This window comes from Burkholderia sp. Bp9140, from assembly GCF_003853425.1.
In the GTDB taxonomy this organism is placed as follows: Bacteria; Pseudomonadota; Gammaproteobacteria; order Burkholderiales; family Burkholderiaceae; genus Burkholderia.
Genome location: NZ_QTPQ01000005.1, coordinates 36,673 through 52,983, shown reverse-complemented (window position 1 = coordinate 52,983; position 16,311 = coordinate 36,673). Strand labels below are relative to the sequence as shown.

General features: G+C 67.0%; 19 protein-coding genes and 1 tRNA gene. 9 read left to right on the top strand and 11 right to left on the bottom strand.

Annotated elements, in window-relative coordinates; translation table 11 throughout:
• Nucleotides 1-88: 88 nt before the first annotated feature.
• Nucleotides 89-1,249 carry an alkane 1-monooxygenase gene (locus tag DIE21_RS05960; protein WP_124496816.1) on the bottom strand — a complete coding sequence of 387 codons (1,161 nt, stop codon included), beginning with the start codon at nucleotides 1,247-1,249 and terminating at the stop codon, nucleotides 89-91.
• Nucleotides 1,250-1,776: 527 nt separating this feature from the next.
• On the opposite strand from DIE21_RS05960, the gene DIE21_RS05955 reads away from it, so the two are divergent.
• From DIE21_RS05955 to DIE21_RS05935, 5 genes are all read left to right on the top strand, one after another.
• Nucleotides 1,777-2,430, top strand: a complete 654-nt coding sequence (locus tag DIE21_RS05955) for a GNAT family N-acetyltransferase (RefSeq protein ID WP_260432331.1) — start codon at nucleotides 1,777-1,779, stop codon at nucleotides 2,428-2,430.
• Between the two features lie 166 nt (nucleotides 2,431-2,596).
• Complete coding sequence (gene minC / locus DIE21_RS05950; protein WP_124496815.1) at nucleotides 2,597-3,364, top strand: septum site-determining protein MinC; 768 nt, start codon at nucleotides 2,597-2,599, stop codon at nucleotides 3,362-3,364.
• A 59-nt stretch (nucleotides 3,365-3,423) separates the two neighbouring features.
• A complete protein-coding gene (gene minD / locus DIE21_RS05945) occupies nucleotides 3,424-4,239 on the top strand; it encodes a septum site-determining protein MinD (protein WP_124496814.1) in 816 nt (271 codons plus the stop codon).
• Nucleotides 4,240-4,251: 12 nt separating this feature from the next.
• Nucleotides 4,252-4,506 (top strand): cell division topological specificity factor MinE, encoded by a 255-nt coding sequence (minE, locus tag DIE21_RS05940; RefSeq protein WP_006486661.1) that lies wholly within the window; start codon nucleotides 4,252-4,254, stop codon nucleotides 4,504-4,506.
• A gap of 159 nt (nucleotides 4,507-4,665) precedes the next feature.
• Complete coding sequence (locus DIE21_RS05935; RefSeq protein WP_124496813.1) at nucleotides 4,666-5,067, top strand: YXWGXW repeat-containing protein; 402 nt, start codon at nucleotides 4,666-4,668, stop codon at nucleotides 5,065-5,067.
• A 124-nt stretch (nucleotides 5,068-5,191) separates the two neighbouring features.
• Here DIE21_RS05935 and DIE21_RS05930 read toward each other — a convergent pair whose 3' ends face one another.
• The gene (locus DIE21_RS05930) at nucleotides 5,192-6,661 is read right to left on the bottom strand and encodes a chloride channel protein (RefSeq protein ID WP_124496812.1); all 1,470 of its coding nucleotides are present in this window, start codon (nucleotides 6,659-6,661) and stop codon (nucleotides 5,192-5,194) included.
• 174 nt (nucleotides 6,662-6,835) lie between these two features.
• On the opposite strand from DIE21_RS05930, the gene waaC reads away from it, so the two are divergent.
• The gene (gene waaC / locus DIE21_RS05925; RefSeq protein WP_124496811.1) at nucleotides 6,836-7,834 is read left to right on the top strand and encodes a lipopolysaccharide heptosyltransferase I; all 999 of its coding nucleotides are present in this window, start codon (nucleotides 6,836-6,838) and stop codon (nucleotides 7,832-7,834) included.
• A 56-nt stretch (nucleotides 7,835-7,890) separates the two neighbouring features.
• Here waaC and DIE21_RS05920 read toward each other — a convergent pair whose 3' ends face one another.
• The 9 genes from DIE21_RS05920 to rph form a co-directional block, all read right to left on the bottom strand.
• Nucleotides 7,891-8,070 carry a hypothetical protein gene (locus DIE21_RS05920; RefSeq protein ID WP_124496810.1) on the bottom strand — a complete coding sequence of 60 codons (180 nt, stop codon included), beginning with the start codon at nucleotides 8,068-8,070 and terminating at the stop codon, nucleotides 7,891-7,893.
• Nucleotides 8,071-8,175: 105 nt separating this feature from the next.
• Nucleotides 8,176-9,486, bottom strand: a complete 1,311-nt coding sequence (locus tag DIE21_RS05915) for an MFS transporter (protein WP_124496809.1) — start codon at nucleotides 9,484-9,486, stop codon at nucleotides 8,176-8,178.
• A 287-nt stretch (nucleotides 9,487-9,773) separates the two neighbouring features.
• Nucleotides 9,774-10,265, bottom strand: coding sequence for an energy transducer TonB (locus DIE21_RS05905; protein ID WP_124496808.1), 492 nt, complete (start codon nucleotides 10,263-10,265; stop codon nucleotides 9,774-9,776).
• 227 nt (nucleotides 10,266-10,492) lie between these two features.
• A complete protein-coding gene (locus DIE21_RS05900; RefSeq protein WP_124496807.1) occupies nucleotides 10,493-10,786 on the bottom strand; it encodes a hypothetical protein in 294 nt (97 codons plus the stop codon).
• A gap of 157 nt (nucleotides 10,787-10,943) precedes the next feature.
• A complete protein-coding gene (locus DIE21_RS05895) occupies nucleotides 10,944-11,345 on the bottom strand; it encodes a hypothetical protein (protein ID WP_124496806.1) in 402 nt (133 codons plus the stop codon).
• 152 nt (nucleotides 11,346-11,497) lie between these two features.
• A tRNA-Ser gene (locus DIE21_RS05890) sits at nucleotides 11,498-11,585 on the bottom strand.
• A 42-nt stretch (nucleotides 11,586-11,627) separates the two neighbouring features.
• Nucleotides 11,628-12,842 carry a radical SAM family heme chaperone HemW gene (gene hemW / locus DIE21_RS05885; protein WP_124496805.1) on the bottom strand — a complete coding sequence of 405 codons (1,215 nt, stop codon included), beginning with the start codon at nucleotides 12,840-12,842 and terminating at the stop codon, nucleotides 11,628-11,630.
• A gap of 34 nt (nucleotides 12,843-12,876) precedes the next feature.
• Complete coding sequence (gene rdgB, locus DIE21_RS05880; protein ID WP_124496804.1) at nucleotides 12,877-13,503, bottom strand: RdgB/HAM1 family non-canonical purine NTP pyrophosphatase; 627 nt, start codon at nucleotides 13,501-13,503, stop codon at nucleotides 12,877-12,879.
• Nucleotides 13,496-14,236, bottom strand: coding sequence for a ribonuclease PH (gene rph / locus DIE21_RS05875; protein WP_124496803.1), 741 nt, complete (start codon nucleotides 14,234-14,236; stop codon nucleotides 13,496-13,498). Before rph ends, rdgB begins: the two co-directional genes overlap by 8 nt.
• Nucleotides 14,237-14,411: 175 nt before the next feature.
• On the opposite strand from rph, the gene DIE21_RS05870 reads away from it, so the two are divergent.
• From DIE21_RS05870 to rpoZ, 3 genes are read left to right on the top strand one after another with little or no spacing between them, the layout of a single operon-like run.
• Nucleotides 14,412-15,335, top strand: coding sequence for a YicC/YloC family endoribonuclease (locus DIE21_RS05870; RefSeq protein ID WP_124496802.1), 924 nt, complete (start codon nucleotides 14,412-14,414; stop codon nucleotides 15,333-15,335).
• 6 nt (nucleotides 15,336-15,341) lie between these two features.
• Nucleotides 15,342-16,025 (top strand): guanylate kinase, encoded by a 684-nt coding sequence (gmk, locus tag DIE21_RS05865; protein WP_124496801.1) that lies wholly within the window; start codon nucleotides 15,342-15,344, stop codon nucleotides 16,023-16,025.
• 58 nt (nucleotides 16,026-16,083) lie between these two features.
• Nucleotides 16,084-16,287: a DNA-directed RNA polymerase subunit omega gene (gene rpoZ / locus DIE21_RS05860; protein WP_006025620.1), complete on the top strand. Its 204-nt coding sequence runs from the start codon at nucleotides 16,084-16,086 to the stop codon at nucleotides 16,285-16,287.
• Nucleotides 16,288-16,311: the final 24 nt, after the last annotated feature.

Genomic DNA, 16,311 nt, shown 5'->3' with positions numbered 1-16,311 from the left:
GCCGTTTAACGGTGGGCGTCGACCTCACGCGTGACGTCGACGCGGCCGGCTGCGACGATCTCGCCGACCGGGAGCGCGCTGTCGTGCATCACGACGCGGCCGGATACCGCGCGAGCACGCGCGCGCGGATCGATGGCTTGATGTTCGACTGCGCCATGTTGTCGCCGTAGTGCGCGACGACCCGCGGATTCATCACGCGATACCAGAGCGGCGGCACATAGGCGAACAGGATCATCGTCGCATAGCCGGCCGGCAGTTGCGGCGAGTCGTCGAAGTGGCGCAGCGCCTGGTACGAGCGCGTCGGGTTCGCGTGATGGTCGGCGTGCCGCTGCAACTGGTACAGGAACAGGTTGGTGACGACGTGATTGCTGTTCCACGAATGCTGCGGCGTGCAGCGTTCGTAGCGGCCGCTCGGCAGCTTGCGGCGGCCGAGCCCGTAGTGCTCGACGTAGTTGACGACTTCGAGCAGCGACGCACCGTACACGGCCTGGATCACGAGGAACGGGATCACGACCTTGCCGGCCATGGCGATCGCGATGCCCCACACGACGGCGGTCATCGCCCACGCGTGCAGCACCTCGTTGCGCCAGGTCCACGGCGAATGCCCGAGCCGCTCGAGACGCGTCGTTTCGAGCCGCCACGCCGAGCGGATGCTGCCCGTCACCGTGCGCGGCAGGAAGGCCCAGAACGATTCGCCGTAGCGCGCGCTCGCCGGGTCCTCGGCCGTCGCGACGCGCACGTGATGGCCGCGGTTGTGCTCGACGAAGAAATGCCCGTACGCAACCGGCGCGAGCGTGACTTTCGCGAGCCAGCGCTCGAAGCGGTTGGTCTTGTGCCCGAGTTCGTGCGCGGTGTTGATCGAGATGCCCGTCGCGGCACCGAGCGACAGCGCGAAGCCGGCGTAGTCGTACCACGCGAGCGCATGCGTGCCGACGATCCACGCGCACATGAAGAACGCGATGTATTCGACCAGTGTCGCGAGATAGACGATGTAGCGGTAGTAGCGCACCCGTTCGAGGTGCGGGACGACGGCTTCGGGCGGATTGTCGCGATCGTCGCCGATCAGCGTGTCGAGGACCGGAATCACGCCGAACGCGAACAGCGGGCCGAACCACCAGAACACGTGAAAACCCGTCGACAGCGCGAGCTGGGCCGAGAGGATCGGCAGCGTGATCGTCACCGCGCCGAGCAGCCACAGATAACGTTTGCCATCCGACCAGCCAGGGGCTGATTCGTCGGTCATTGCCATTGTCTCCCTCCTATTGGGGCCGGCGCCTGCGCTTGCGGGCGCGGCGGCCCCGGGTACGCGTTATCGTCGTTCGAATCGTTGTCGGTCCGCGGCACGGCACGCGGCACCGGATCGGTGGTCCGGTTGTGCCAGTTATACGACCGTCGCGCACGCTTTCCAAACTCTGGCGCTAGGCGTGAAGCTCCAAACGGCGGGCCGTGAATGACGCGGGTCGGGAAGGGCCGGAAAGGGGGGGATTGAAACAGGCCGGCAGATGCACGATACGTTCATGCGACCGACGTTCTCGTCAGATGAATGCGTGACGCGACACGCGCGCAACGGGAGGGCGGTCTGCAACAAATGTTGCAATGCAATAAGCATGGCGTGACGGCACGCGGCGGCACCGCTCTTTTGCGTGCTGATCTGACGGCCGCGGCGACGTAACGCCGGCCCTTCGCCGCATGAATGCCGTGCATGACAAGGCGAGCGGGGCGATGCGTCCGGCGTCGCGGTTCTGCGTGCCATGCGTCTTTGCGCTCGCCGCGCCGATGCTGCACCTGCACACCCGCGCGTGCGCGGCACCTGCTGCCTTTCGATCCGCGCTGTCATTTGAAAATAACGATTTGACTCATGCCCCGCTTTCGGTTGAAGCTACTAGCTTGCTGTCCGAAGGGGGCTGTGCCTGCATGAGTTCGACCTTGACCGTTCGTCGTATCGCTGCCGACCAGGGCGGTGTGTATCGCGAACTCCGCGCCGCATCGCTGCGTGAGCCCTACGCGCCCGGCGAAGCGCCGGAGGCCGAATTGCTGAACGTCGATTCCGACGCGGCGGCGGCCATCGCCGCGCTGCGTGCCGTGTCCGACGAGTCGACGACTTTCCTGCTGTACACCGAAGGCCATCCGGCCGGCATGATCGGCGCGTATTTCGACAATACGCCCGAACGGCGCGCGTTCGTCAGCGAGCTGTGGGTCGCGCACGCGGTCCGCCACCTGCGCGGCGGCGTGCTGCTGCTCGAAACGGCCACCGCGTGGCTGGCCGAACGCGGTGCGCAGGACGTCTACGCATGGATCGCCGATGCGAACCGCAACGCGATCCGTTTCTACGAACGCGCGGGTTTCGGCAACACGGGCGAGCATGCGCCGATCGTGCGGATGCCCGGCGCGATGAAGTCGTTGTTCGTGTCGCACTTCAACACGCCGTGACGCATGCACGCGCGGGCCGCCCGGCGCGATGAAGGCCCCGCCGCCCGTCCGGCTGCCCGCCTGCCGGTTGCGCGCTCGCCGCGACCGTTGCCACCCGGTTCCCCAAAAATAATGGCCGCACGCGTGGACGCCTGTAAAATACGCAAAAATTTTTTGCAGAGTGTCCATGTCGCTTAAAAAATCGCCATTCTTCGAGCTGCGCAGCGGATCGGTCGATACGTTGCTGTTCACCGTGAAGACGACCGATCTCGATGCGTTGCGTACCGAACTGGTCAAGCGCTTCGAAGCGACTCCCGAGTTTTTCGCCGATGATGTCGTTGCGATCGACGTCCGCCGCCTCGCGGAAGGCGAGCGTGTCGCGCTCGCCGACATCCGCCAGATGCTGAACGACGTGCGGATGCGCCCGGTGGGCGTCGTCGCGCTGGCCACGCAGGGCTGGGCGGGGGAAGCCGGCCTGCCGTTGCTCGAGGCGCGCGATCGCCGCGTGTCGGCCGCGAAGCCGGCCGACGAAGCGGAGCCGGCGGCTGCCGTTGCTGCAGCCGCTGCCGTAGCAGCCGAACCGGCGCTGGAGCCTGCCCCGACGCCGATTCCGGCGGGCGGCCAGACGCTGGTGATCGACCGGCCGCTGCGTTCGGGACAGCAGATTTACGCGAAAGGAGACCTCGTGGTGCTTGCGCCGGTCAGTCACGGCGCCGAGATCATCGCGGAAGGCAACATCCACATCTACGCGCCGTTGCGCGGCCGCGCACTCGCGGGCGTGCACGGCAATCACGACGCGCGCATTTTCTGCACGTGTCTCGAACCGGAACTGATTTCGATCGCGGGTATCTATCGAACGACCGAGAACCCGTTGCCCGCCGACATCCTGGGCAAATCGGTACAGATCCGGCTCGAAGAGGAAAAACTGATGATCGAACCGCTGCGCCTGACGTGATTCACGCGGCACGCTCCGGATCGATCGGCTCTCATTGACGAACACAGGGTATTGGGTAAATGGCAAAAATCATCGTGGTGACTTCGGGCAAGGGCGGCGTGGGCAAGACGACGACCAGCGCGAGCTTCGCGTCCGGCCTCGCGCTGCGCGGCCACAAGACGGCCGTGATCGACTTCGACGTCGGCCTGCGCAACCTCGATCTCATCATGGGCTGCGAGCGTCGCGTGGTGTATGACCTCGTCAACGTGATCCAGGGCGAAGCGAACCTGAACCAGGCGCTGATCAAGGACAAGAAGTGCGAGAACCTGTTCATCCTGCCGGCGTCGCAGACGCGCGACAAGGACGCGCTCACGCGTGACGGCGTCGAGAAGGTGCTGAACGACCTGGTCACGATGGACTTCGAATACATCGTCTGCGATTCGCCGGCCGGTATCGAGGCGGGCGCGCTGCACGCCATGTACTTCGCGGACGAAGCGCTGATCGTCACGAACCCGGAAGTGTCGTCGGTGCGCGACTCGGACCGCATCCTCGGCATCCTGTCGTCGAAGACGAAGCGCGCGTCCGAAGGCAAGGATCCGATCAAGGAACACCTGCTGATCACGCGTTACAGCCCGAAGCGCGTGAGCGAAGGCGAGATGCTGTCGCTCGAGGACATCAGCGAGATCCTGCGCATCAAGCTGATCGGCGTGGTGCCCGAATCGGAAGCCGTGCTGCACGCATCGAACCAGGGTCTGCCGGCCGTGCATATCGACGGCACCGACGTCGCGGAAGCGTACAAGGACGTCGTCGCCCGCTTCCTCGGCGAGGACAAGCCGCTGCGCTTCACCGATTACCAGAAGCCGGGCCTGCTGCAGCGCCTCTTCGGCAGCAAGTAACGGAGGCCGTCCATGTCCATCCTTTCGTTTCTCCTCGGCGAGAAGAAGAAGTCCGCATCGGTCGCGAAGGAGCGCCTGCAGCTCATCATCGCGCACGAGCGGGTCGGCGGCCGGCCGCCGGCCGATTACCTGCCGGCGCTGCAGAAGGAGCTGGTCGCGGTCATCTCGAAGTACGTCCATATTTCGAACGATGACATTCGCGTGAGCCTCGAGCGTCAGGACGATCTCGAAGTGCTCGAAGTAAAGATCGAGATCCCGCAAGCCTGACCTTTGCTGGTGTCCCTCCGCACGGCGGCGCATGCCGCCGTGCGCGTCTTACGCCCTGTTGCACTTTCGGGCTCGCCGTAACACGGTGTCTGTCGGCCGTTGGTCGACCTCCCGCATTGAACGAAGACGCTCGCGTCAATTGTCAATCAGGAGGTTGTGATGGCTGTCTCTATTGTTCAACGTCGTATCGTCTCGCTCGCGCTGTTCGCCGCGGGCCTGTCAGCCGTCGCCGCGCCGCTCGCCGCACGCGCAGACGAGATCCTCGTCGGCGCGCCGGTGCTGGTGCAGTCGGGCCGGATGGTCGTCGCCGAACCGGTGGCCGTGCCCGCCGAGGAAATCGTCGTCGTCGCGCCGAACGCGCCGCCGCCCGTGCGCTACGAGGTCGTGCCCGATGCACGCGTCGGCTATGCGTGGGAGCGCGGTCACTGGCGCTGGGATCATGGTCGCTACGTCTGGATCGGCGGCCACTGGGAAACCGAGCGTATCGGCATGCACTGGGTGCCGGGCCACTGGGATCAGCGCGGCCCGAACTGGTTCTGGACCCGCGGCCACTGGGCTTGACGGAGGCGTGCGATGAAACGAACCGCCATTGCCATCGCGCTCGTCGCGATCACGCTTGCCGGCTGTATCGTCGTGCCGGCGCGGCCTGTCTACTATCGGCCGGCGCCGGTGGTGATCTACTGAGCTACTGGGCGTCGCGCGGGCCGCCCTGCGCGTGCCGCTCGCCGTCGCCTTCCTCGCGCAGCGTGTCGAGCGGATCGGCGGGTGCGGCAGCCGCATCCTGCGGCTCGGTGACGCCAGTCGAAGCCGCCGGCGCCGCAGCGGCTGCAGCCGCAGTTTCCGCGGCGGCGGCGGGCGGCGCGAGATAGCGCTGCGCGAGCGTCTCGTAGAGCGGCGGCGCGAAGAAGCGCGCCATGCGGCTCGACACCAGCGCGGTCGCCATCAGCGAAATCACGAGCGCATGGCCGTTGATCATCTCCATCACGATCACGAACGACGTGATCGGCGACTGCGTGACCGCCGCGAGGTAGCCGACCATCGCGAGCGCGATCAGCATCGGCAGGCTCATGTCGCCGAACGCGATGTGCAGCAGGTTGCCGAACCCGGCGCCGATCGACAGCGACGGCGCGAAGATCCCGCCCGGGATGCCCGGCAGGTACGACGCGACCATCGACACCATCTTCAGGAACGGATAGAACACCGACAGCTGTTCATGGCCGTCGAGCAGGCCGCGCGCCTCGGCATAGCCGCTGCCGAACGTCGTGCCGCCCGACACGAGGCCGACGACGGCGATCACGAAGCCGCACAGCGCGGCGAACGCGATCGGGCGCTCGCGATACAGGCCGAGCAGGCGCGCGGGCAGCCAGCGCCCGGTATTGAGCAGCAGCCAGCTGAAGAGGCCGCCCGCGATGCCGGTCACGATCGCGGTGACGAGCACGGCGACGGCGAGCATTTTCGGAAAATGCTGGCCGGCGTCGATCGTGCCGAAGTACGTGTAGTTGCCGTTCAGGCCGAGTGCGACCACGCCCGCGAGAATGATCGCGGTGATCAGCACGCCGCTGGCACGTGCGGAGAAGCTGCGGGTCAGTTCCTCGATCGCGAACACGATCCCGGCGAGCGGCGTATTGAACGCGGCCGACAGGCCGGCCGCCGCGCCGGCGAGCACGAGCTGCCGTTCGATCTGCGCGTTCGAGCGCGGGTAGAAGCGCCGCAGGTTGAACATCAGCGCCGCGCCGACCTGCACGGTCGGTCCTTCGCGGCCGATCGTGAAGCCGCCGAGGATGCCCATGAACGAGATCAGCACCTTGCCGAACAGGATGCGCAGCGTCAGCAGCCGAGCGCCGAATGCGCCCGGGCTCGCATGCAGCGTCGCGATGACCTGCGGGATCCCGCTGCCCTCGGCGCCCCGGAAGAAGCGGCGCGTGACCCACGCCGATGCCGCTGCGATCGACGGCGTGAGCAGCAGCGGCAGCCACGCGGCGTGGTCGCGCATCGTGCGGAAGGTGTCGTAGCCCCAGTCGATCAGCCGCGCATACAGGACGGCCGCGAGGCCCACGGCAATCGCGCCGAGCCAGAACACGCCGTACTGGCGCCAGATCCGCAGCGAGCGGCGGGTGAGGGCGGGAAACAGGGCTGGAAGCGCGAGGCGTTGCATCGGCAGCGGGCCGGGAGGGCAAAGAACGCATTATAAAAAGAACCGGATGCGCCGGGGGCTCGACAAACTTTCACAAAAGCGATGCACTTTGTTGCAAATGTAATGATGGTGTAATGTGCGCGCACGACAACCGTCGTTAGCATGACGCATGGCCTGCCATTCCCCACAGGAAACGTGAAACGCATCCTTATCGTGAAAGTGACGTCGCTCGGCGACGTCGTCCAGACGCTGCCGGTCGTCGCGGACCTCCATCGTGCATTTCCGGGCGTGACGGTCGATTGGGCCGTGGACGAGTCGTGCGCCGAGGTGGTGCGCTGGCACCCGGGTGTGAGCGCGGTGCTCTGCGCGCCACTGCGGCGGTTCAAGAAGCTCCGGAACGGCGGCGACCTGAAGGCGATTTCCGCGTCGATCGGCGCGCTGCGCGCGCACCGCTACGACGCCGTCATCGACCTGCACGGCGTCTACAAGAGCGCGATCATCTCGGCACTCGCGCGCGCCGCGCGCCGCGTCGGCTACCAGACGCAGGATCTCGGCGAGACGGGCGCCCGTTTCGCATACTCGCATCGCTTCGGCCCCAGGCCGGACTGCGACGCGTGGCATGGCATGCGCGTGAGCGCCGGCGAGGCGCTGGGCTATGTCCCCGAAGGCATCGCCGCGTACGGGATCGTCGCGCCGCAGGATGTGACACTGCCGGCCGCCGTGACCGACGGTGCGCCGTTCATGCTGCTGTTTCACGCGACCTCCAATCCTGACAAGCAATGGCCGGCCGACCACTGGGCCGCGCTGGCCACGCAGATGATGGCGCGCGGCGTGCGCGTGCTGCTGCCTTGGGGATCGGCGGCCGAACATGACGATGCGCAGGACATTGCCGCGCGCGCGCCGGGCGCGATCGTGCTGCCGGCGATGTCGGTGCGGGAACTGGGCGCGGCGATCGGCCGGGCCGCGCTCGTGGTGGGCGTCGATACAGGATTCGTGCACATGGCGCATGCCCTGAAGCGCCCGACCGTGATGATTTTCGTCGCGACGTCGCGCCACCATTGCGGCATCGGCGGCGCGCCGAATGCGCTGTCGATCGGCGAGCCGGGCGTGCCGCCGTCGGTTGAACAGGCCCTCGACGCGATCGATGCGGTCGGCCCGGTCTATGGCGCGTTGCGTGATCGGCTGACGGCCTAGGGTCTGCGCAAGCCGCTATTCACGTGAACCGGCCCCGGGGAAGCGGGGCCGGGCGTTCAGGCGAGCAGCGCTTCGACCGTGATCACCGCGGCGATGGCTGCCAGGTTGGCGAGCAGCGCCTCGAACAGCAAACCGCGCCAGGTTTTCGGCCGAAAGCGTGCCGCGAGCAGCAGAGCACCGCCCGGCGCGAGCGCCAGGATCAGGACGAGGTCGGCGTTGTCGAGAAGGATGGTCATCGCGGCGGCTCCTTCAGGGACGGATCCCGGGGGGCGCGCGGCGGCGCACCCGGGATCGAGCATAGGCAGCGCCCCTCGTCGCACAACCCGGGTCGTCCCGCAGGCTCAGACGAGCGAGGCGTCGCGGGTTTCGCGCATCAGCAGCACGCCGCTCAGGCTGATCGCCGCCGCCACCGACACGTATCCGCCGACCCACGACAGGCCGCCGTGCGCGGCGAGCAACTGAGCGATGTACGGCGCGATCGACGCACCGAGGATCCCGCCGAGGTTGTACGCGACGCCCGCGCCCGTATAGCGGACGTTGGTCGGGAACAGCTCGGGCAGCAACGCACCCATCGGCGCGAACGTCACGCCCATCAGGAACAGCTCGAGCGTCAGGAACAAGGCGACGAGCGGCATCGAACCGCTGCCGAGCAGCGGTTCCATCGCGAAGCCGGACAGCAGTGCGGCGATCGCGCCCACGACCAGCACCGGCTTGCGGCCGAAGCGATCCGAGGCCCACGCCGAAAGCGGCGTCGCGAGCCCCATGAACACCACCGCGAAGCACAGCAGGCCGAGGAAACCCTGGCGTGGAATATGCAGCGTCGACACGCCGTACGACAGCGAGAACACCGTCGAGATATAGAACAGCGTGTAGCAGACCACCATCGCGAGCGCGCCGAGCAGCGTCGGCCGCCAGTGTTGCGAGACGAGCGTCGCGACCGGCACGCGCACGCGCTCGTTGCGGTCGAGCGCGGCCTGGAACGCCGGCGTCTCGGTGATCTTCAGCCGCACGTACAGGCCGAGTGCGACGAGCACCGCGCTCACGAGGAACGGGATGCGCCAGCCCCAGCTGCGGAACTGTTCGTCGGACAGCGACAGCGCGAGCGCGAAGAACAGCCCGTTCGACATCAGAAAGCCGACCGACGGCCCAAGTTGCGGGAACATCCCGAACCAGCCGCGCTTGCCTTGCGGCGCGTGCTCGGTCGCGAGCAGCGCCGCGCCGCCCCATTCGCCGCCGAGGCCGATCCCCTGGCCGAAGCGCAGCACGCACAGCAGCACCGGCGCGAGCGCGCCGATCGTGTCGTAGCCGGGCACGAAACCGATCGCGGTGGTGGACACGCCCATGACCAGCAGCGATGCGACGAGCGTCGATTTGCGGCCGATGCGGTCGCCGAAATGGCCGAACAGGAACGAACCGATCGGCCGTGCGATGAAGGCGATGCCGAACGTGACGAATGCAGACAGCGCCTGTGCGGTCGCGGAGCCGTGCGGGAAGAACACGGGACCGATGACGAGTGCCGCGGCGGTCGCGTACACGTAGAAGTCGTAGAACTCGATCGCGGTGCCGATGAAGCTTGCGAACACGATGCGCCGGTGGCTGACGGCGCCGGCCGAACCGGTTGCGTGTGCAACGGCCGGGGGAGATGCGGACATGGATGTCTCCGTTTTTTCATTGGGGCGGTCGGCTGAGCGTGTGCTCGGGCAGGCGGACGCCTGCCGGGAGCAGCCGAGCGGACGATGCAGCAGCGGGGTGGACGCGCGCCGTGGCGCGGACGTCATCCGCCGGTCGACGATGGAGACGGATAGGTCGCCGCCGCCCGGTGCCGGCGTAGTCGCATGCCGGGTGCGGCGCGCGAACGCATGCGCGGGAGGGTGGCCGCGCGATTGCGGAAAATTATAGCCAGCGCCGCGACGTAGCGGCAATTGCACGCGGCGCGAGGTCAGTCGAGCGATTGCGCCTGCGCCGACGCGGTGCTTTGCAACTGGAAGTGGCCGTCATCGTTGAACAGCCAGCCTTCCATCATCTCGACCCGACCATTGCCGTCGAGCAGCTTCGATGGCGGTGGCGGCAGCGGTGCCGAGCGGCGCAGCGACGCGAGCGCGAGCGCTTCCGCTTCGCTGTCGCCGTTGCTGCGATAGACGGATGCGTTGACGAGGCGGCCGGTGCGATCGACGGTGAACGCGACAACGACGAGCGAACGCAGCATCGCCTGCGGCGTCCCGTGCGATACGCCGGACGGATTGTGCTCGGCGACGCATTGCGCGACTTCCACGCGGTACTGGTCGCGATTTGCGCTGCGGATGACCGACGGAATCGTCAGGACCGAGCGCAGCGACGGGGGCGGTGTGATCGTGCAGGCAGCAAGCAGCAAGGCGGCGACCAGCGCGGCGATACGCAGCCGGTCGACGCCCGGGCGGGGAAGAGGGGGCATGGGAGGTGAACCGGAGGGTGACTATAAAAAAATGATAGGCGCCCGGGCGCGATGCGTTATCGGGAGAAACGCATAACGCGCGATTGCGGATGATGACCAGGGCAGGCACGACGTATGCGCATGCGATTCATGCGCCGACGCGCAGCGTAGCCCAGGGCGGCGCGCGATGCGAATTGAAATGCGGCATGAGCGATTCGCGTGCGGCGGCGGCCGCGCGGCCGGCCCGCTCAGTAGCCGTGTGTCACGAGCGACAGAACCGACAGATCGGGATGCGTGCCGTCGATGATGCTCTTGCCGATGTGCACGGCTTCATGAACCGCTTCGTCGATGCTCGCGAAGCTTTCCTCGCCGTCCGCGTGGAATGGCACGGCATGATCGGGCAGCGCGGGATTCGCGCCCGGATGGCATACGTAGCCGGTATAGGTGTAGCGCGCGTCGGTACCGGGGACGAGGCCCGGCACCACATGGATCTCGAAGCCTTCGTAATCGACGTGATCCGTCGCTGTCGACAGTTCGGTCATGGCGGTCTCCGTGTGCCGCACGCATGGATGGCGCGGGCGGCATCGAGTCGCGGCGGCGGTCGTGTCGCCGTGCTGATCGAATTCTAGGCGATGGCGGCCCGGGCCGGGAGGCTTCCCCGTATCGCCCGCGGCAACGTCGAGCGTGCCTTGTCGCGCGTTACCGCGTGCAGCGCGCGTCCTTGCGCTGCACGACGAGGATCACGGGATACTTCTGGCCGTGCTCGAGTTCCACCGGCGCGACGACCGTCAGCGTCGCCGGGTCGGAATCGTCGTACACGCTGACCTGCTCGTTGCGGATATACGTCACGCCGGTGCAGTTCGACGCGCGCCCGTCATCCGACACCTTGCACTGGATCTCGTTTTCCTTCAGGTAGTTGTACGGCGTCGGGCTCGCGAGATATTCGCGCAGGCTGCGCGGCGAGCCGCCGACGCCCTTCACGTACGCGATCGCGCACGACGGCGTTGGCGCGTCGGTGCCGGACGCGGAATCGGCGGCCGCAGCGTGCGTGCTGACGGCGGCCAGCAGGGCGACGAGCGACGAGGCGATGAAGGGCTTCATGACGTGGGTTTCCCGTTTCGCGAATCGGAGCGCCGGATTGTAACGGCATCCGGCGGGACGCGTCGGCCTGCGGGGCGGGCACCGCGCGCTGCGTGCGGCGGGCAAACAAAAACCCCGTCATTCGATGAATGGACGGGGTTTGGCGAACTTCCTGGCGGAAGCGGTGAGATTCGAACTCACGGACAGTTTCCCGTCGCCGGTTTTCAAGACCGGTGCCTTAAACCGCTCGGCCACGCTTCCACACGAGGCGGCATTGTAACCGAAATGCCGCCTCGTTCCGCTTCAATCGTCGCGCAGGAACAATTCCTGCAGGTCGTTGAGGAAACGCTGGCCGAGCGGCGTCGGCGCGATCTGCGCAAAATCGCGCGTGATCAGCCCGCGCCGCTCCGCTTCCTTGAGTGCCGGCTCGATCGTGCCGATCGGCAGGCCGGTGCGTTCGACGAAGCTGTGCACGGGGAAGCCCTCGACGAGCCGCAGCGTGTTCAGCATGAACTCGAACGGCAGGTCGCGCGCGCCGACTTCACGCTCTTCCTGTATCGGCGTGCCGGCCATCGCCTGTTCGATGAAGGTCGCCGGATGCTTGTAGCGCGCCTGCCGCAGGATCCGGTTCGGGAACGACAGCTTCGTGTGCGCGCCCGCGCCGATCCCGAGATAGTCGCCGAAGCGCCAGTAGTTCAGGTTGTGCTTGCACTGATGATTCGGCTTCGCGTACGCGGACACTTCGTAGCGTCCGTAACCGGCCTCGGCCGTGCGTTCGTGAATCCATTCCTGCATGTCGGCCGACGCATCGTCGTCGGGTACCGCGGGCGGAAACTTCGCGAACATCGTGTTCGGTTCGAGCGTCAGGTGATACAGCGACAGATGCGGCGGTGCGAACGACAGCGCGGTCTCGATGTCGGTCCGGCATTCGTCGAGCGTCTGGTTCGGCAGCGCGAACATCAGGTCGAGGTTGAAGTTGTCGAACGTCTTCGCGGCGATTTCGACGGCCGCGCGCGCCTGTGCGGTGTCGTGAATGCGCCCGAGTGCTTTCAGATGGCCTTCGTTGAAGCTCTGGATGCCGACCGACAGGCGGTTCACGCCGCTCGCGCGGAACTGCGCGAACTTCGCGGCCTCGAACGTGCCCGGGTTTGCCTCGAGCGTGATCTCGGCATCGGCATCGAGCGGCAGCAGCGCGCGCACGTCGGACAGCAGCCGGTCGAGGCCGGCCGCGGACAGCAGGCTCGGCGTGCCGCCGCCGATGAACACCGTATGCACCTGCCGGCCCCAGACGAGCGGCAGCGCCTGCTCGAGATCGGCACGCAGCGCGTCGAGATATTCCGTTTCCGGAAACCGCTCGCCCTTCCATTCGTGCGAGTTGAAATCGCAGTACGGGCACTTGCGCACGCACCACGGAAAATGCACGTACAGCGCGAGCGGCGGCAGCGACGTGAGCCGCACCTGCCCGGGCGACGTGAACGTCGCGACGACGCGCGCGCCGGTTTCCGCTGCCTGGCTCATGCGTCCTCCGGCTGCGAATGCGTGACGAAGACGATCATGCGGGTTCCTCTGCAAGCCGCGCGAGCAGCGCTTTCAGCGCGAGCGCGCGATGGCTGTGCGTGTTCTTCACGGCCGGCTCGAGTTCGGCCGCCGTCGCGCCGAGCGACGGCAGGTGGAAATACGGGTCGTAGCCGAATCCGTGCTCGCCGCGCGGCGTGTCGACGATCTCGCCGATCCAGCGACCTTCGGCGAACAGCGGCTCGGGATCGTCCGCGTGGCGCACCAGCGCGAGCACGCAGCAATAGTATGCGCGCCGGTCCTCGACGCCGCGCAACTGCTCGACGAGGTACGCATTGTTCGCCGCGTCGCCCCTGGCGCCGCCCGCGCGCTGCGCGTAGCGCGCCGAATAGACGCCCGGCGCGCCGCGCAGCGCGCGCACGCACAGGCCCGAATCGTCGGCGATCGCCGGCAGGGCGGTGAGCCGCGACGCATGCCGCGCTTTCGTCAGCGCATTCTCGATGAACGTGCCGAACGGCTCTTCCGCCTCGGGCACGGCCAGGTCACCCTGCGGCACGATCTCGATGCCGAGCGTCGAGAACAGCGCGGTGAATTCGCGCAGCTTGCCGGCGTTGTTCGACGCGAGCACGATGCGCGACAGCGGCGCGAGGGTGCGATCAGACATGGCCGGCGCCCAGCACGTCCTTCTGCAGTTGCACGAGCTGGCCGATCCCGTTTTGCGCGAGGTCGAGCAGCGCGTTCATCTCGGCGCGCGAGAACGGCACGCCTTCGGCGGTGCCCTGGACTTCGACGAAGCCGCCGGCGCCCGTCATCACGACGTTCATGTCGGTGTCGCAGCGCGAATCTTCCGCGTAGTCGAGGTCGAGCACGGGCGCGCCTTCGTACACGCCGACCGAGATCGCGGCGACGTGGTCGGTGATCGGCGAACGCGCGAGCTTGCCGGCCGCGATCAGCTTCGATACGGCGTCGTGCGCGGCGACGAAGGCGCCGGTGATGCTCGCCGTGCGCGTGCCGCCGTCGGCCTGGATCACGTCGCAGTCGATGTGGATCGTGCGCGCGCCGAGCGCCTCGAGATCGAACACCGCGCGCAGCGCGCGGCCGATCAGGCGCTGAATTTCCTGCGTGCGGCCCGTCTGCTTGCCGCGTGCGGCTTCACGGTCGCTGCGCGTGTGCGTCGCACGCGGCAGCATCCCGTATTCGGCCGTCAGCCAGCCCTGGCCGCGATCGCGCAGGAATTCGGGCACGCGTTCTGCGACGCTCGCGGTGCAGATCACCTTGGTATCGCCGAATTCGACGAGCACCGAGCCTTCGGCGTGTTTCGTGTAGTGGCGCGTGAGGGCGACCTTGCGCAGTTCGTCGGCGCGACGGCCGCTCGGGCGGGACAGGGAAGACGTCATGGGGGAATCGTGGACGGAAGAGGAAACCTCGATTTTAGCGCCGAACGGCAGCCTTGCCCGGCGGGGTGGGGCGCAAAAATGGGATAATGCGCGCTTCCCGCCCCGCGCCTTGCAATGCGCCGGGCGCCTCGACATATTCCGCCCCGAGAAGGGCACCCAGACGGCGAGACGAACCATGATCTACAGCATGACGGGCTATGCGAGCGCGACGCGCGAACTCGCGACGGCCACCGGCAACGGCGGCACCAGCGTGTCGGTCGAACTGCGCACCGTGAACTCGCGCTTCCTCGACCTGAATTTCCGCATGCCGGACGACGTGCGCGCGTGCGAACCCGCGCTGCGCGAAATGCTGATGAACAAGCTGTCGCGCGGCAAGGTCGACGTGCGCATCAACCTGCAGCGCGGCGAGCAGAGCATCGGCGCGGGCGCGCTGAACCAGTCCGCGCTCGGCCAGCTCGCCGAGCTCGAGCGCTCGGTGCTGGATTCGTTCCCGGGTGTCGGCCGCCTGCGCGCGGGCGAGATCCTGCGCTGGCCGGGCGTGCTGGCCGAGAGCGGCGTGTCGGCGGAAGCGATTCGTGACGCGGTGCTCGCGTGCGGCAAGGAAGCGATCGGCGAGCTCGTCGTCGTGCGTTCGCGCGAAGGCGCACAGCTGGCGACCATGCTGCTGTCGAACGTCACCGAAATGGAAGCGATCGTCGCGCGCATCACGCCGCTCGTGCCGGAGCTGATCGCGAAGCATCAGCAGAAGATCGTCGAGCGGCTGCAGGAAGCGCTCGGCATCGCGGCGCCCGAAGGCAGCGCGGCGATCGTCACGCGCGAGGAAGCCGCGGAACGCATTCGTCAGGAAGTGACGATGTACGGGATCCGGATCGACATCGCGGAAGAGCTGTCGCGACTCACCGCGCACCTGAACGAAACGCGTCACGTGATCGAGAAGGGCGGCCGCGTCGGCAAGCGTCTCGACTTCATGATGCAGGAACTGAATCGCGAGGCGAACACGCTCGGCTCGAAGGCGGCGGCGAAGGAACTGGCCGACGCATCGATGGCGCTCAAGCTGTTGATCGAGCAGATGCGCGAGCAAGTGCAAAACCTGGAGTAAAGCAACATGACCGAATCCCATCGCGACGGCCACGCGTCGCATTCGCTGCACGGTGGCGTCTATCCCGGCAACCTGTTCATGGTCGTCGCGCCGTCGGGCGCCGGCAAATCGACGCTCGTGAATGCGCTTCTGTCGAAGGACAGCGACATCTGCCTGTCGATCTCGTATACGACGCGCAAGCCGCGCCCGGGCGAACAGGACGGCCAGCACTACCACTTCACGACCGTCGAGGATTTCCGCGGACGTCACGCGGCGCACGAATTCCTCGAGAGCGCGGAAGTGCACGGCAACTACTACGGCACGTCGCGCGTCTGGATCGAGGAGCAGATGAAGAACGGCCACGACGTGCTGCTCGAAATCGACTGGCAGGGCGCGTTGCAGGTGAAGAAGCAGTTCCGCAACGCGGTCGGCATCTTCATCCTGCCGCCGTCGCTCGACGCGCTCGAGGAGCGCCTGAAGAAGCGCGGGCAGGACGAGCCGAACGTGATCACGCGGCGCCTGCTGGCCGCCGGCAGCGAGATCGCGCACGCGTCGGAAGCGGAATACGTGGTGATCAACGAGAATTTCGAGCGTGCGCTCGCGGAGCTCGAATGCATCGTCGCGGCGACGCGCCTGCGCTTTGCTTCGCAGTACGCGCGACATGCGGAGCTGTTCATCGAGCTCGGTATCCATCTGCCCCACGCGGAATGACGCGGGGGTAGAGGGACATAAGGTAGAATAAGCACTATATTCAGAAGGAATTACCAACATGGCTCGCATTACCGTCGAAGACTGCCTGAAGCAAATCCCCAACCGCTTCGAACTGGCGCTCGCCGCCACCTACCGCGCGCGGCAGCTCGCGCAAGGCCATACGCCGAAGATCGAGAGCCGCGACAAGCCGACCGTCGTCGCGCTGCGCGAGATCGCTGCCGGGCAGGTCGGCGTCGAGATGCTGAAGAAGGTGCCGGTTTAACGCGCATCCGGCCCGTTCCAGCCA

Coding starts and splice junctions, on each gene's coding strand:
- DIE21_RS05905 (WP_124496808.1), bottom strand. CDS start 10,265: ATGCCCCCTCTTCCCCGCCCGGGCGTCGACCGGCTGCGTATCGCCGCG.
- DIE21_RS05920 (WP_124496810.1), bottom strand. CDS start 8,070: ATGACCATCCTTCTCGACAACGCCGACCTCGTCCTGATCCTGGCGCTC.
- gmk (WP_124496801.1), top strand. CDS start 15,342: ATGACCGAATCCCATCGCGACGGCCACGCGTCGCATTCGCTGCACGGT.
- DIE21_RS05870 (WP_124496802.1), top strand. CDS start 14,412: ATGATCTACAGCATGACGGGCTATGCGAGCGCGACGCGCGAACTCGCG.
- DIE21_RS05935 (WP_124496813.1), top strand. CDS start 4,666: ATGGCTGTCTCTATTGTTCAACGTCGTATCGTCTCGCTCGCGCTGTTC.
- rdgB (WP_124496804.1), bottom strand. CDS start 13,503: ATGTCTGATCGCACCCTCGCGCCGCTGTCGCGCATCGTGCTCGCGTCG.
- minD (WP_124496814.1), top strand. CDS start 3,424: ATGGCAAAAATCATCGTGGTGACTTCGGGCAAGGGCGGCGTGGGCAAG.
- rpoZ (WP_006025620.1), top strand. CDS start 16,084: ATGGCTCGCATTACCGTCGAAGACTGCCTGAAGCAAATCCCCAACCGC.
- DIE21_RS05915 (WP_124496809.1), bottom strand. CDS start 9,486: ATGTCCGCATCTCCCCCGGCCGTTGCACACGCAACCGGTTCGGCCGGC.
- DIE21_RS05960 (WP_124496816.1), bottom strand. CDS start 1,249: ATGGCAATGACCGACGAATCAGCCCCTGGCTGGTCGGATGGCAAACGT.
- rph (WP_124496803.1), bottom strand. CDS start 14,236: ATGACGTCTTCCCTGTCCCGCCCGAGCGGCCGTCGCGCCGACGAACTG.
- minC (WP_124496815.1), top strand. CDS start 2,597: ATGTCGCTTAAAAAATCGCCATTCTTCGAGCTGCGCAGCGGATCGGTC.
- DIE21_RS05955 (WP_260432331.1), top strand. CDS start 1,777: ATGCTGCACCTGCACACCCGCGCGTGCGCGGCACCTGCTGCCTTTCGA.
- DIE21_RS05895 (WP_124496806.1), bottom strand. CDS start 11,345: ATGAAGCCCTTCATCGCCTCGTCGCTCGTCGCCCTGCTGGCCGCCGTC.
- DIE21_RS05930 (WP_124496812.1), bottom strand. CDS start 6,661: ATGCAACGCCTCGCGCTTCCAGCCCTGTTTCCCGCCCTCACCCGCCGC.
- DIE21_RS05900 (WP_124496807.1), bottom strand. CDS start 10,786: ATGACCGAACTGTCGACAGCGACGGATCACGTCGATTACGAAGGCTTC.
- hemW (WP_124496805.1), bottom strand. CDS start 12,842: ATGAGCCAGGCAGCGGAAACCGGCGCGCGCGTCGTCGCGACGTTCACG.
- minE (WP_006486661.1), top strand. CDS start 4,252: ATGTCCATCCTTTCGTTTCTCCTCGGCGAGAAGAAGAAGTCCGCATCG.